General features: G+C 65.1%; 12 protein-coding genes and 1 riboswitch. Of the genes, 8 read left to right on the top strand and 4 right to left on the bottom strand.

The features are described from left to right. Positions 1-271: 271 nt before the first annotated feature. Positions 272-2,449, bottom strand: coding sequence for a TonB-dependent siderophore receptor (locus G1E_RS10330; protein WP_009685733.1), 2,178 nt, complete (start codon positions 2,447-2,449; stop codon positions 272-274). 181 nt (positions 2,450-2,630) lie between these two features. Between G1E_RS10330 and G1E_RS10325 the strand changes: the two genes are divergently transcribed. From G1E_RS10325 to G1E_RS10290, 8 genes are all read left to right on the top strand, one after another. Further along, the gene (locus G1E_RS10325) at positions 2,631-3,323 is read left to right on the top strand and encodes a response regulator transcription factor (protein WP_009685732.1); all 693 of its coding nucleotides are present in this window, start codon (positions 2,631-2,633) and stop codon (positions 3,321-3,323) included. Then, positions 3,323-4,669: a sensor histidine kinase gene (locus G1E_RS10320; protein WP_009685731.1), complete on the top strand. Its 1,347-nt coding sequence runs from the start codon at positions 3,323-3,325 to the stop codon at positions 4,667-4,669. Before G1E_RS10325 ends, G1E_RS10320 begins: the two co-directional genes overlap by 1 nt. Positions 4,670-4,750: 81 nt before the next feature. Further along, the gene (locus tag G1E_RS10315; protein ID WP_047149802.1) at positions 4,751-5,653 is read left to right on the top strand and encodes an alpha/beta hydrolase; all 903 of its coding nucleotides are present in this window, start codon (positions 4,751-4,753) and stop codon (positions 5,651-5,653) included. Between the two features lie 95 nt (positions 5,654-5,748). Next, positions 5,749-5,890: riboswitch (FMN riboswitch) on the top strand. 80 nt (positions 5,891-5,970) lie between these two features. Then, a complete protein-coding gene (ribB, locus tag G1E_RS10310) occupies positions 5,971-6,621 on the top strand; it encodes a 3,4-dihydroxy-2-butanone-4-phosphate synthase (protein WP_047149801.1) in 651 nt (216 codons plus the stop codon). A gap of 188 nt (positions 6,622-6,809) precedes the next feature. Next, positions 6,810-7,052, top strand: a complete 243-nt coding sequence (locus G1E_RS10305) for an exodeoxyribonuclease VII small subunit (protein ID WP_009685726.1) — start codon at positions 6,810-6,812, stop codon at positions 7,050-7,052. Next, positions 7,049-7,936, top strand: a complete 888-nt coding sequence (gene ispA, locus G1E_RS10300) for a (2E,6E)-farnesyl diphosphate synthase (RefSeq protein ID WP_009685725.1) — start codon at positions 7,049-7,051, stop codon at positions 7,934-7,936. The genes G1E_RS10305 and ispA overlap by 4 nt, the downstream gene beginning before the upstream one ends. Positions 7,937-8,043: 107 nt before the next feature. Beyond that, complete coding sequence (gene dxs / locus G1E_RS10295) at positions 8,044-9,939, top strand: 1-deoxy-D-xylulose-5-phosphate synthase (RefSeq protein ID WP_047149800.1); 1,896 nt, start codon at positions 8,044-8,046, stop codon at positions 9,937-9,939. A 141-nt stretch (positions 9,940-10,080) separates the two neighbouring features. Beyond that, positions 10,081-11,937: a TonB-dependent receptor domain-containing protein gene (locus tag G1E_RS10290; RefSeq protein WP_047149799.1), complete on the top strand. Its 1,857-nt coding sequence runs from the start codon at positions 10,081-10,083 to the stop codon at positions 11,935-11,937. On the opposite strand, the gene G1E_RS10285 is transcribed toward G1E_RS10290, so the two are convergent. Genes G1E_RS10285 through ribA form a run of 3 tightly spaced genes read right to left on the bottom strand, consistent with a single transcriptional unit; the run spans position 11,924 to position 13,775 of the window. After that, positions 11,924-12,742, bottom strand: a complete 819-nt coding sequence (locus G1E_RS10285; RefSeq protein WP_009685720.1) for a cobalamin-binding protein — start codon at positions 12,740-12,742, stop codon at positions 11,924-11,926. The two genes, G1E_RS10290 and G1E_RS10285, sit on opposite strands and share 14 nt — an antisense overlap. Continuing rightward, on the bottom strand, positions 12,742-13,161 hold the full coding sequence (locus G1E_RS10280; protein ID WP_047149798.1) for a hypothetical protein: 420 nt from the start codon (positions 13,159-13,161) through the stop codon (positions 12,742-12,744). The genes G1E_RS10285 and G1E_RS10280 overlap by 1 nt, the downstream gene beginning before the upstream one ends. Beyond that, positions 13,158-13,775, bottom strand: a complete 618-nt coding sequence (gene ribA, locus G1E_RS10275; protein ID WP_029886268.1) for a GTP cyclohydrolase II — start codon at positions 13,773-13,775, stop codon at positions 13,158-13,160. Before ribA ends, G1E_RS10280 begins: the two co-directional genes overlap by 4 nt. Positions 13,776-13,866 lie beyond the last annotated feature (91 nt).

Below are 13,866 nucleotides of genomic sequence, written 5' to 3'. Positions count from 1 at the left end.
TTTTTTGCTGGGCATCCAGAGCGTGCCCTTGTATGCTACGCCGCACATCCAGCCCCGACCGGCGCAAGCCGCAGTCCAGAGGGCTCGGCGACATCTCACACGGGTGTCTGCCATCTCTTCCAGGCCCTTGATGGCCACACAGTTAAGGCGATTGCGGCTTACCATAAATTAGTCGGAAGCGTCCCCGAGAAGCCGGCCACAAGCCGGCTTTTTAATGCCCCCGCATACTCGCCTGCCCGCCCGGGCAGAGCGCTTTCAGCCAGAGCAACCCTCAGAAGTCATAGCGCGCGCCCACCATCATGCTGCGCGACGGCCCATAGAAGTTGAAGGTCGACGTCGAGCCCACGCGCGACAAGTAATCGCGGTCGAACAGGTTGTTGACGTTGAATGTGGCGGTCAGCTGCGAAGTGACCGGGTACGACAGCATCGCATCCACCGTGGCATACCCTGGCGCATCGATGCGCACGCCACCGTTCTCGGCGTAAAAGTCGCTCATCGCCGAAATACCGCCCCCGATTGCCAGGCCGCTCAACGGGCCTCGGCTGATGGTGTACTTGCTCCACAATGAGGCCTGGTTGCGCGGCATGATGAAGAACGTGGTCTCGGCATCGCCCTTGACGGTTTCGGTTTCCATCCAGGTGTAGCCGGCCAGCAGTTCCCAGTTCGGCGTCAGCTTGCCGCTTACTTCCACTTCCGCGCCCTTGACCCGGGTTTTACCGGCGGCTACCGAGTCGGTGGTCGCCACGCCATCGGCGTCGTACAGGGTGGTAGAACGGTGCTTGTCGGTCAGGCGGAATACCGACAACCGCGTGTTCAGGTCGCCCCCGAAGTAGCTGCTTTTCAAGCCGAATTCATACTGCTCGCCTTCCCGGGGCTTCAACACCCGGCCGCTGCTGTCGGTGGCTGACTGCGGCTTGAACACCTGCGAATAACTGGCGTACAGCGCGTGGGTGTCGGTGAGGTCGTAGACCACGCCGCCGTAGGGGGTGAAGTGGCCGTCGACGCGCTTGCTGTCGTTGGTGCTGGCGCCACTGCCGAGGGTGGTGGTGTAGAAGTCACCGCGGTACCAGCTGAAACGCCCACCGGCGATCAGCGCCAGGCGCTCGACGGGGCGGAAGGTAACCTTGGAGTACAGGCCATATTCCTCTTCCTGCATACCGGTTTCGGTGCTGTAGTTGGGCGACGGCTTGGCAAACTGCTTTGGCGAGTAGGTGTTGACGTTGATGGCGCCCAGGTTGGTCGTGCCATTGAGGTACTCGGTGTCGTAGTTCTTGTAGTCGCTGCCGACCACGAACTCGCTGACCTGGCCGAAGGTCTCGAACGGCTGGCTGTAGCTGGCGTCCAGCGAGTAGGTGTCCTGCGTGAAATCGCGGGCGCTGGCACGCTCGGAATTGCCACCGGTAGTGGCGTTGGTGGCGGTGAAGGCGTACAGGTACTGGGTGTCGCGGTGGGAGCCACGGGCGGCAATACGGCCGTAACCGCCGTTGTCGAAGCGGTGGGTCAGTTCGGCGACCAGGTCGGTGGTCTTGCCGTCGAAGTAGTTCCAGTCGGCCCCGAGGAAGCGTGAATGGCTGAAGTCGGGCACCTCACCCGACAAGGTGGCCGGGTAGCCATTATGCGGGGTGATGTTCTTCACTTCGTGCATCAGGCCGAACGAAACGGCAGTAGCGTCGCTCAGGTCGATGTCCAGGGCACCATAGTAGCTATTGCTGGTGTTGGCGTTGTAGTCGACCTCGCCATTGGTGTCATCACGCGAAGCGATGAAGCGCCCACGCACACGACCCGCATCGTCCAGCGGCCCGCTCAGGTCGAGTTCTTCGTGGTTGGTGTCCCATGTGCCATAGCTGCCTTCGACGTGGCCCTGGAACTCGGCGGTGGGGCGCTTGCGCACCATGTTCACGATGCCGCCCAGCTCGCTGGTGCTGCTGAACAGCCCCGCCGGGCCGCGCATGATTTCGACCCGGTCGAACGCTGCCAACGACGGTACAGTACCGAAGATGCTGGCCATGGGCGCCGGTAGCCCGTCGATATTGAACTCACTGTACTCGTAGCCACGGGCATAGATGGATGAGCGGCCACTGTCGTTGGTCAGGGTCCGCAGGCCGGCGGTGTACTTGGCCAGGTCATCCAGGTGCACGAACTGGCGATCCTTGACGTAATCCTGGGTGTACACCGTAATCGACTGCGGGATGTCCTTGAGCGCCGCCGGGGTCTTGGTGCCCACGGTTGCAGCATCGACACTGTAGCCGCCGGTTTGCTCCGAAGGCAGCATGTCGTACAGGCGGTTGCCCTCGATGGTCAGTGCCGGCAGGTCGAGCGAGTTGCCACCACCGGCCGCCTGCGTCGCTACCGTTTCAGCCAGTGCCGACACCGAAAAGGGCGCCAGCAGCCCTACTACCAGCCAGCCCCGCACCCGTCGCGGGCCCCCCACACTGTTCAAACCGCTCATGACACACCCTCGCCCAATTGATAATAATTCGCAAACGACAGAAATTGCTTTTTGCGGAAGATACCGGAGCGAAAACCGGGGTGCAGCATGATTAACCTTCTTAACACATTGCGGCGTTGCCCTCGCCCCACGGTCAATGGGATGATGGCTAACTGATAGAAATTCTCATTCAAGGCTCAACGTGCCCACCTCACTGCTCCTTGCCGAAGACGACCCACGCCTGCGCCAGGACCTGGAACGCCATTTCCTCAACCGTGGGTTTCAGGTGCTGGCCTGCGCCAATGGCAGCCAGGCCCTGAGTGCCATACGGCAATCACGCTTCGACCTGGTTTTGCTGGACATCATGCTGCCGGGCATCGACGGCCTCAGCCTGCTGGACGAACTGCGCCACCAGCAAGCGGTGCCAGTGATGCTGATGTCGGCGCTGGGGGCCGAACAGGATCGCATCCGTGGCTTTACCCGGGGCGCGGACGATTACCTGCCCAAGCCGTTCAGCCTGGCCGAACTCGACGCCCGGGTCGATGCCCTGCTACGGCGCGTGGCGCTCGACCGCGGGCCGGCGTTGCGGGCCGATGGGGGGGCAGTGATGCTGGACCATGAGCGCCAGGACGCCCTTCACCAGGGCAGGCCTGCCGGGCTGACCGCATCCGAATTCCGCCTGCTGGCCACGCTGCGGGCTCACCCCGGCGAGGCCTTGAGCAAACCTTTCCTCTACCAGACCGTGCTGCACCGCGCCTACACGCGCCTGGACCGTGGCCTGGATGTGCATGTGTGCAACTTGCGCCGCAAGCTGGCCGACATCAGCGCCCAGCACTTGCAGATCCAGGCGGTCAGGGGCCAAGGGTACATCCTGATAGACACGGACCAGCCCTGATGCGGCGGCACCCCCTGCTGTGGAAACTGGCCCTGTTGCAGGTCGGTTTCTGTCTGCTGCTGACCTGGCTGATCTGGACCTGGGGGCTGTCGGTGGAACGCAGTACCTACTTCCTGTCGCCGGCTGACCAGCAATACCTGGCGCGCTACGCGCAACAGGCCGAACACGCCTGGAACCAAGGCGGCGCCACGGGCGCCGAAGCCTGGCGCAGGCAGCTGCAACGTACCGAAGGCACCTGGGCAGCCTTGATCGGCCCCCACCTGCAAAGCCTGGGCACCACGCCACTGAGCGCCGAGGAGGCCAGCCACCTTACCTTCATGCGCAAGCTGAACTGGCCCATGAGCCGGCGCCTGCAGGACGAACTGCCGTACGTCAGCATCGCGTTCCCGCAACACCCCGAAAATGGCCGGCTGGTGATGCAATTACCCGAACGCCTGCTACCCACTGGCCTCACGCCCTGGACCCACCTGATCACCCATGGGGTCGCCCCCACCCTGCTTGCCCTGTTGCTGGGCCTGGCCCTGTACCGCCATCTGGTAGTTCCCCTGAACCGCCTGCGCGACCGGGCCGACGCCTTGCGGGCCGACGACCTAGACAGCCCCGCGCTGCCGTTGCAGGAGCGCCGCGATGAGCTGGGTGAGCTGGCCCAAGCCTTCGAGCACATGGCGGTACGCCTGCGCCAGAGCCTGGAGCAACAGCGCCTGCTGCTGCGTACGCTGTCCCACGAGCTGCGTACGCCGTTGGCGCGGCTGCGCATCGCCCATGACAGCGACTTGCCGCCGCCGCAGTTGCGCGAGCGCCTGGACCGCGAAGTCGCCGACATGCAAAAGCTGCTGGAGGACACCCTGGACCTGGCCTGGCTGGACACCGAACAGCCCAGCCTGCCGACCGAGCCGGTGCTGATGGTGGCCGTCTGGGAAGCCTTGTGCCAGGACGTCTGTTTCGAAAGTGGCTGGGCGCCAAGCCGCCTGCCTTGTTCGTTGGGCACCGCGTGCCGGGTGCAGGCCAACCTCGACAGCCTGGCCCAGGCCCTGGAAAACCTGATCCGCAATGCCGTTCGCCACTCGCCCGCCGAAGGCCGGGTCAGCCTGGATGGCTGGCGCGAGGGGGATTACTGGCACCTGCGCCTGAGTGACCAGGGGCCGGGGGTCGCGCACGCCGACCTGGAGCGCATCTTCCAGCCTTACCAGCGGCTGACCGAAAGTGGCGCTGGCTTTGGCCTGGGCCTGGCCATCGCCCGCCGCGCCATCGAACTGCAGGGTGGCCGCTTGTGGGCCAGCAATGGCCACCCTGGCCTGTGCCTGCACATGACCTTGCCGGCGGCCCGGGACTGTTTAGAAAGTTAATGCGCTTTACCCTCAATCAGGACTGATTATCATCTTGCTGTTCCCGCTTTGCGCGCCTGCAAAGCCCTGAAGAGATGCCTGATGAGCAAGTTGACCCTGGCCATGACGATGGCACTGTGCCTGGCACAGCCGCTTGCTGCTCATGTTGCCCTTGCGCAGCCCGACCATGAGCAGAAGATGGACACCTCACTGCTGCAGCGCCATGACCTGGCCTACCGCTTCACTCAGCTCGACCTGGACTCGGCCGACGGCCAGCGGCATTACCGGCTGTGGGTCGGCAAACCGAACCAGCCGGCGCCAGCGGCGGGCTACCCGGTGCTGTGGATGCTCGATGGCAATGCCGCGCTGGGCGCACTGGATGGCCAGCAGCTGGGCCGGCTTGCCGCAGGGCAGGCGCCATTGCTGGTGGCGGTGGGGTACCAGACCGAGCAGCGTATCGACCGTGCCGGGCGCACCCGGGATTACACCCCGGCGGTGCCTGGCCAGGCTGAGCAGCTTGACCCACTGACCGGAGCGCCCAGTGGCGGTGCCGACGTTTTCCTGGACCTGCTGACCGGGCGCATGCGGGCGATGGTGGCAGATGTGGCACCGATCGACCTGCAACGGCAGACATTGTGGGGGCATTCCTATGGCGGGCTGGCCGTTTTGCATGCGCTTTTCACCCGGCCTTGGTCATTCAGCGACTATGCGGCTGCCAGCCCTTCGCTATGGTGGCACGACGGCGCGATCGCGGGTGAGGCGCAGGGGCTCGAGCAGCGCCTGGGAAGCAGCCGGCCGCGGCTGTTGCTGATGCGTGGCAGTGAAGAGCCGGCGAACCCGCGCACGCAGGTGCAAGGCGATGTCGAGCGGCCGGCGCGTGAGCTGGTGGCAAGCCTGGCCAGGGTGCCAGGCTTGCAGGTTCGTTTCGAGCGGTTTGCCGGGTTGGGGCATGGGCCTATGTTGCCGGCTTCGCTGAAGCAGGTGATTGAAGGGATGTCGCGGTAAGCCTGTCAGCACCTTCCACAACGCCCGCCCCACGCTACCGCCAAAGGTCGTAGAACCGCGGCTTGCCAGCGGGGTGGCCACGTGCGGTATGCTGTGGCGGTCTTCAGGGCGGGGTGAAAGTCCCCACCGGCGGTAAATCGAAAGATGAGCCCGCGAGCGCCCCGGCCATGCCGGGGGTCAGCAGATCTGGTGCAACTCCAGAGCCGACGGTCATAGTCCGGATGAAAGAAGGCGTCAGGCGGGGGCCATCCGGGCGCCCCTGCGCACGCATTTTGTTCGCCCCGAGACGTTCATCGATCATTCACGAGGAGCGTTTCATGTCCACCCAGCACCACGCGCACTACCCCAATGTTTCCGCCGCCATCGCCGCCTTCAAGGCTGGGCGCCCTGTCCTGTTGCTGGACGATGACGACCGCGAAGACGAGGCGGACATCATTGCCGCCGCCGAAAACATTACGCTGCAAACCATGGCCATGATGATTCGCGATTGCAGCGGTATCGTCTGCCTGTGCCTGGACGAAGCCACCGTCGATGCGTTGCAGCTGGCGCCCATGGTGCAGAACAACCAGGCCCGACATGGCACCGGCTTCACCGTCACCATCGAGGCGGCCGAAGGGATCACCACCGGGGTTTCTGCCCAGGACCGCCTCACCACCATTGCTGCGGCACTGCGTTCCAGCGCCGAACAGCGTCATATCGTCAGCCCGGGGCATGTATTCCCGCTGCGTGCCCGCAGTGGCGGCGTGCTGACCCGCCGCGGGCATACCGAAGGTTCGGTGGACCTGGCCCGCCTTGCCGGCCTGCGCCCGGCGGCGGTGCTGTGCGAACTGATGAACCCGGACGGGACCATGGCCCGTGGCGAACAGGTGGCGGTGTACGCGCGGCAGTACAATTTGCCAGTGCTGACCATTGAAGAGCTGGCGCGGTACCGGGAGGCGATGGTGGCGCTGGAAGCCGAGCCGGCCTGACAGGCCCAATTCGCGGGCACGCCCGCTCCCACAGGTATTGCGCAGCGCTTGAACGCTGTGATGGACCTGTGGGAGCGGGCGTGCCCGCGAAAGGGCCTGTGAAACCAACCTCACTGCCCCGGAAGTTTGCTCCCCCCGCCCCGCTCTGCTAGTGTCGCGCCGTTCTGAATGCCTCCGAGACAGTCGCCATGGCCCGCAAAAAATCCTCCCTTGATTTCGAGCAATCCCTCGCAGACCTGCAAACACTGGTCGAGCGCCTGGAGAACGGCGAGTTGTCGCTGGAAGAGTCGCTGGCCGCTTTCGAGCAAGGCATCGCGCTGACCCGAGAATGCCAAGGTGCCCTGGCCCAGGCCGAGCAGAAGGTGCAAATTCTGCTGGAGCGTGATGGCGAGCTGGCTGCCCAGCCCTTCGACGCGGAGCCCGAAGCATGATCGGCAGCTACCAGGCCAGTTGCCAGAGGCGGGTGGATGCAGCCCTCGAACCGCTGTTCGTCGCCCCGACCAAAGAACTCGAACGCCTCTATGCCGCCATGCGCTACAGCGTGATGAACGGCGGCAAACGCGTGCGGCCACTGCTGGCCTACGCCGCGTGCGAAGCCCTGGGTGCCCCGGCCGAACAGGCCAACGGCGCGGCCTGTGCGGTGGAGCTGATCCATGCCTACTCGCTGGTGCATGACGACCTGCCTGCCATGGATGACGACGACCTGCGCCGGGGCCAGCCCACCACGCACAAGGCCTTCGACGAAGCCTGCGCCATCCTGGCCGGTGACGGGTTGCAGAGCCTGGCGTTCAGCGCCCTGCTCGATCCGCACCTCAGCCCGCAAGCCGACAGCGTCCGCCTGGCCATGGTCCAGGCCCTGGCCACGGCCGCCGGCCCAGCCGGCATGGTGGGCGGCCAGGCCATCGACCTTGGCTCGGTCGGGCTGAAGCTCGACCAGCGGGCACTGGCATTCATGCACAGGCACAAGACCGGCGCCCTGATCGAAGCCAGCGTGCGCCTGGGTGCACTGGCCAGCGCCCGTGCCGGCCAGCAGCAACTGGACGCCCTGCAAACTTATGCACAGGCCATTGGCCTGGCATTCCAGGTTCAGGACGACATCCTCGACGTGGAAGGCGACACCGCCACCCTGGGCAAACGCCAAGGGGCAGACATCGCCCGTGACAAACCGACCTACCCGGCCCTGCTGGGCCTGGACGCGGCCAAGGCCTATGCGATCGAACTGCGCGACCAGGCGCTGGTCGCACTGGAAGGGTTCGGCGAAAAAGCCGAGCCGCTGCGGGCACTGGCGCGCTATATCGTCGAGCGCCGCAACTAAGCACGGATACCCGCGCCATTGGGGTGTCACAAGCAGTGGTCGAATGGGCACTTTTCCCACAATGGGGTAAACTGCCGCGTCTTCACACACCTATAACGACTCGCCTGATGCCCACGACGTTTCAAGAGATTCCCCGCGAACGCCCGGTCACGCCGTTGCTCGACCGCGCTGACACGCCTGCCGGCCTGCGCCGGCTGGCCGAAGCCGACCTGGAGACCCTGGCCGACGAGTTGCGCCAGGAGTTGCTGTATACCGTGGGGCAGACCGGTGGGCATTTTGGTGCCGGCCTGGGCGTGATCGAACTGACCATCGCCCTGCACTACGTGTTCGACACCCCGGACGACCGGCTGGTGTGGGACGTGGGCCACCAGGCCTACCCGCACAAGATTCTGACCGGGCGCCGTAACCGCATGCTCAGCCTGCGCCAGAAGGACGGTATCGCCGCCTTCCCGCGCCGCAGCGAAAGCGAGTACGACACCTTTGGCGTGGGCCACTCCAGTACCTCGATCAGCGCAGCGCTGGGCATGGCCATTGCCGCCCGCCTGCAGAACAGCGCGCGCAAGTCGATCGCCGTGATCGGTGATGGCGCCCTTACCGCCGGCATGGCCTTCGAGGCGTTGAACCACGCCCAGGAAGTCAATGCCGACATGCTGGTGATCCTCAACGACAACGACATGTCGATTTCGCGCAATGTCGGCGGCCTGTCCAACTACCTGGCCAAGATCCTGTCCAGCCGTACCTACGCCAGCATGCGCGAAGGCAGCAAGAAAGTGCTGTCGCGCCTGCCCGGTGCCTGGGAAATCGCCCGGCGCACCGAAGAGTACGCCAAGGGCATGCTGGTGCCGGGCACACTGTTCGAAGAGCTGGGCTGGAACTACATCGGCCCGATCGACGGCCATGACCTGCCGACCATGATCGCCACCTTGCGCAACATGCGTGACCTGAAGGGCCCGCAGTTCCTGCACGTGGTGACCAAGAAGGGCAAGGGCTTCGCCCCCGCCGAACTCGACCCTATCGGCTACCACGCCATTACCAAGCTGGAGCCCGCCGACAAGCCTGTCGCGCCGAAGAAGGCCAGCGGGCCGAAATACTCCGCGGTGTTCGGCCAGTGGCTGTGCGACATGGCCGCTGCCGACAACCGCCTGGTGGGCATCACCCCGGCGATGAAAGAAGGCTCCGACCTGGTCGATTTCAGCGAGCGCTACCCGCAACGCTACTTCGATGTGGCGATCGCCGAGCAGCACGCCGTCACCCTGGCCGCCGGCATGGCCTGCGAGGGCAGCAAGCCCGTGGTGGCGATCTACTCCACCTTCCTGCAGCGCGCCTACGACCAGCTCATCCACGATGTGGCGGTGCAGAACCTCGATGTGCTGTTCGCCATCGACCGCGCCGGGCTGGTAGGCGAAGACGGGCCGACCCATGCGGGTAGCTACGACTTGTCTTACCTGCGCTGCATCCCGGGCATGCTGGTGATGACCCCCAGCGACGAGAACGAGCTGCGCAAGATGCTCAGCACCGGCCACCTGTACAACGGCCCGGCTGCCGTGCGCTACCCCCGCGGCACCGGCCCGAACGCGCCAATCAGCGGCGACCTAGAGCCGCTGCAAATCGGCAAGGGCGTGGTCCGCCGCCAAGGCCAGACAGTCGCCCTGCTGGTGTTCGGCGTGCAGTTGGCAGAGGCCATGCAGGTTGCCGAGCAGATCGATGCCACCGTGGTCGACATGCGCTTCGTCAAACCTCTGGACGAAGCCCTGGTGCTGGAACTGGCTGGCAGCCATGAGCTGCTGGTCACCGTCGAAGAGAACGCCATCATGGGTGGCGCTGGCGCTGCGGTAGGCGAGTTCCTGGCCAGCCAGGCCGTGGTCAAGCCGCTGCTGCACCTGGGCCTGCCTGATATCTACGTCGAACATGCCAAGCCGGCGCAGATGCTGGCCGAGTGCGGGCTGGATGCGGCCGGGATTGAGGCTTCGGTGAAAGCCCGCATGGCCAAGCTCGGCTTGTAATCCCCGGGGCCGCCTTGCGGCCCTTTCGCGACACAAGGCCGCTCCTACAGAGACCGCGCCGCTCTACCGGTTTGCGCAATACCTGTAGGAGCGGCCTTGTGTCGCGATCGAGGGCGCAGCCCTCGCAAAATGGTACTGCTTATGAAGAAATCTGCCTGTGCCGCGCTACTCTGCGCCCCCACATTGTTAATCGCCGCCGAACGCGATGACGCGCTGAAGCTCCCCGACGTGCTGATCAGCGCCAGCCGCCAGGTCGAGTCGCGCACCGCCACCAGCGCCGCCAACACGGTCTTCACCCGCGCCGACATCGACCGCCTGCAACCCACCAGCATCACCGACCTGCTAAGCCGCGTACCCGGCGTGCAAGTGGCCCCCACTGGCGGCCGTGGCAGCCTCCCGGGCATCTTCATACGCGGTACCAAGGCGGCGCAAAGCCTGGTGCTGGTGGATGGCGTACGCATTGCCAACGCCACTTCGGGCGACAGCGGCCTGCAGTTCCTCGACGTTGACCAGATCGAACGGGTGGAAGTGCTGCGTGGCTCGCGCTCGGCGGTGTACGGCAGCGATGCCATCGGCGGGGTGATCCAGATCTTCACCCGCCGCAGCAACACGCCCGGCCTGCAGCCGCGGCTGCGCATCGCGGCAGGCAGCCACCAGACCGTCCAGCGTAGCCTGGGGCTTTCCGGCGGCAACGACGCGACCCGCTTCAACCTCGGTGCCAGCCTGGATGAAACAGCCGGCATCGACTCGACTGGCCCATCCTTCGCCAGTGACGGCGACCATGATGCCTACCGTAACCAGTCCTTCAACCTGAGCCTGAGCCACACCTTCAGCGAGCGCTTCGAGGCCGGGGTCAACCTGCTCGACAGCCGTGGCCGCAGTGAATACGACAACCCGTTCGGGGGGTTCGACCCGGTAACCTTCGAGAGCTTCGGCCAGAAGCCCTACACGGACTTCAGCGTCAGCAGCCTGGGCAGCTATTTCGCTGCGCAGCTCAACGATGCCTGGCGCTCGCGCCTGGAACTGGCCCACAGCGAGAACCGCGACGACAAGCGTGACAAGCTGAGCGCCGAGCGCTTCGTGTTCAACACCTACCGCGATCAGCTGACCTGGCAGAACGACCTCGCCCTGGGCGAACAAAACACATTGCTGATCGGTGGGGACTGGTATGAAGACCGTGTCCATGCCAGTACCGACTTCACCGAAGACAGCCGCTGGAACCGGGCGGTCTTTGCCCAGCACCGCTACCAGGGCGAGCAGTTTTCCACCGAGCTGGGCGTGCGCCACGACCGCAACCAGCAGTTTGGCGGCCAGACCACCTGGAGTGGCAGCCTGACCGTGCCGCTGAACGCGGATAACGATGTGCTGCTGTCCTACAGCGAAGGCTTCCGCGCACCGACGTTCAACGACCTGTATTACCCGCAATACAGCAACCCGAACCTGGACCCCGAGCACTCGAAAAGCTATGAGCTGCAGTGGCGCAGCCAGCTGGCGACCACCACCCGCCTGGAGACCTCGCTGTACCGGACCGACCTGCGCGACGCAATCGTATTTGGCCAGGACTCGATCCCGCGCAACGTCGCCTCGGCACGCATCAACGGCCTGGAAATGGCCCTGTCCCAGCAGTGGGCGAGTTGGCACGCCCAGTTGGGCATGGCACTGATCGACCCACGTGACCGCGACACTGGCCACACCCTGGCCCGCCGCGCCCGGCGCACGTTGAGCCTGGACCTGGACCGCGACTTCGGGCGTTTCAGCGCGGGCGCCAGCTGGCAGGCCGTCAGCAGCAGCTATGACGATGAGGCCAACCGCAACCGCATCGGTGGCCACAGCTTGCTGGGCCTGCGTGGCAGTTGGGCTGCCAGCGACGAAGTGAAACTGGAAGCCAAACTGGATAACGTGCTGGGCCGCCGCTATAGCCGCGCCCTGTACAGCTACGAAGGGGCCTACCACCCGTACCGCGAAGAAGGCCGCACGGTGCTGTTCAGCGTGACGTGAACGCCGGCGCTTTAGCGGCCAGCAACGCACACAAGCGGGCGGTGGCTTCAATCATTTGCCCGCTCGGGCGCTCCAGACCTTTATCGGGTACCACCAGCAAACCGGCGTGGGCAACGGCGCGCAACTGCGGCCAGGCCAGCCAGCCGGTCAACTGCGCCTGGTCACCGGCCAGGATGACCTGGGGGTTGCGTAGCAACACCGACTCCACACTCACCTGCGGCGCCGGTTGGCTGAGGTCGGCAAACACATTGCGCGCCCCGCATACGGCCAGTGCGTCGCTCACCACCTGGCGGCCACCAAGGGTGTACAAAGGCCGATCCCACACCTGGTAGAACACCTGCAAGGGCTCGTCACGTCGGTACTGCTGGCGCAGTTGCCGCAACCGCTCGCGCAGGGCCCGGGCATACTGCTGCCCTTGCTCGGCACGGCCGACGCGCTCGCCAATCGCGGCGATCTGCTCGATGAGCTGGTCCAGGTCATGGGGTTCGGCGCTGAAGGTCGTGATACCCAGGCGTTTGAGCTGCTCGCGTTGCGCCGGCGGCACGCTGCCTGGCCACAGCAGCAACAGGTCGGGGCGCAGGCTCAGCAGGCGCTCCATGTTCAGCTGGCCTTGGCGGCCTACCGAGGGTAAATCGCGCAACGCATTTGGCCGTTCGCCCCCATCAAGCACACCCACCAGCAGGTCATCGGCCTGCAGTTCGAGCATGATTTCCGTCATCGAAGGCGCCAGGCTGACCACTCGCAAGGGTTCGCCAGCCAGCGCGGCACAGGCGAACAGTGCCAGCAGGCCAGGCAGCAGGCGCATCAGCCGAGCTGTCGTGGAATGCGGTAGAGGGACAACACCACCACGGTGGATATCGCCAACAGGATCTGCGGCACCGCTTCAAGAGCGACCCCTACAGACAGGGCCGCCACCCAGGCCGGGAAGCAGGCGTACAACATGGCCAGGCGCCGTACCCGTGCCAGCTCGATCCACGCGGCAGGCTCTTCAGCAGTACCCAGGGCTTTCGAGGTGGCGATGAGTGCACGCTTGTAGGCACCGAAACGTGGCAGGCTGAGGAACATGGTGGCCGCGCCGGCAATGAACAACGGCATGGCCAGAATCGGCACCAGCGCCTCACCGCCGCCAAAAGCCCAGCTCATGACCGGCAGCGGCAGCAGGCCCACCGCCAGGTACTGCCACCAGGCCAGCGCCAGCCGCCGCTTGACCTCGGCGCGGGTCACGCCTGGGGCACCTCGCCCTGGTGTTCGTTGCCCAGCATGTGGCCAAGCTTGCCGGCCTTGGTTGCCAGGTAGTAGCGGTTGTGCGGGTTATGCCCGGTATGCAGCGGTACTCGCTCGGCAACCACGATGCTCATGTCGGTCAGGGCTTTGACCTTGCGTGGGTTGTTGGTCATCAGCCGCAGCGCCTTCACGCCCAGGTGTTCGAGCATGGGCAGGCACATGGCGTAGTCACGCTGGTCGGCGGCAAACCCCAGGCGCTCGTTGGCTTCCACGGTGTCCGCCCCGCCGTCCTGCAACTCGTAGGCACGAATCTTGTTCAGCAGGCCAATGCCACGGCCTTCCTGGCGCAGGTACAGCAATACGCCGCGGCCCTCGCGGGCGATTGCCTGCAGTGCGGCCTCCAGCTGCGAGCCGCAGTCGCAGCGCTGGCTGAACAGGGCATCGCCGGTCAGGCATTCGGAATGCAGGCGCCCCAGCACCGGCTGACCATCCGCGATGTCACCCAGGCTGAGCACCACATGCTCCCGGCCGGTGGCTTCATCAAGAAAGCCATGCATGGTGAAGGTCGCGAAGGGCGTCGGGAGTTTAGAGGCGGCAACAAAGACGACGGGCACGTTGTGCTCCTGGAAAAAGTGGGACATATCTCGTGAGCCGATTGTATCAGCAGGTTGCACACTATGGGCTGGCTGAATACCGCGGGGTAAG

This window comes from Pseudomonas sp. TJI-51 (genome assembly GCF_000190455.2).
Lineage (GTDB): Bacteria > Pseudomonadota > Gammaproteobacteria > Pseudomonadales > Pseudomonadaceae > Aquipseudomonas > Aquipseudomonas juntendi.
Note: the sequence above shows the minus strand (reverse complement) of the source record. Positions and strands in the feature narration are given on the sequence as shown.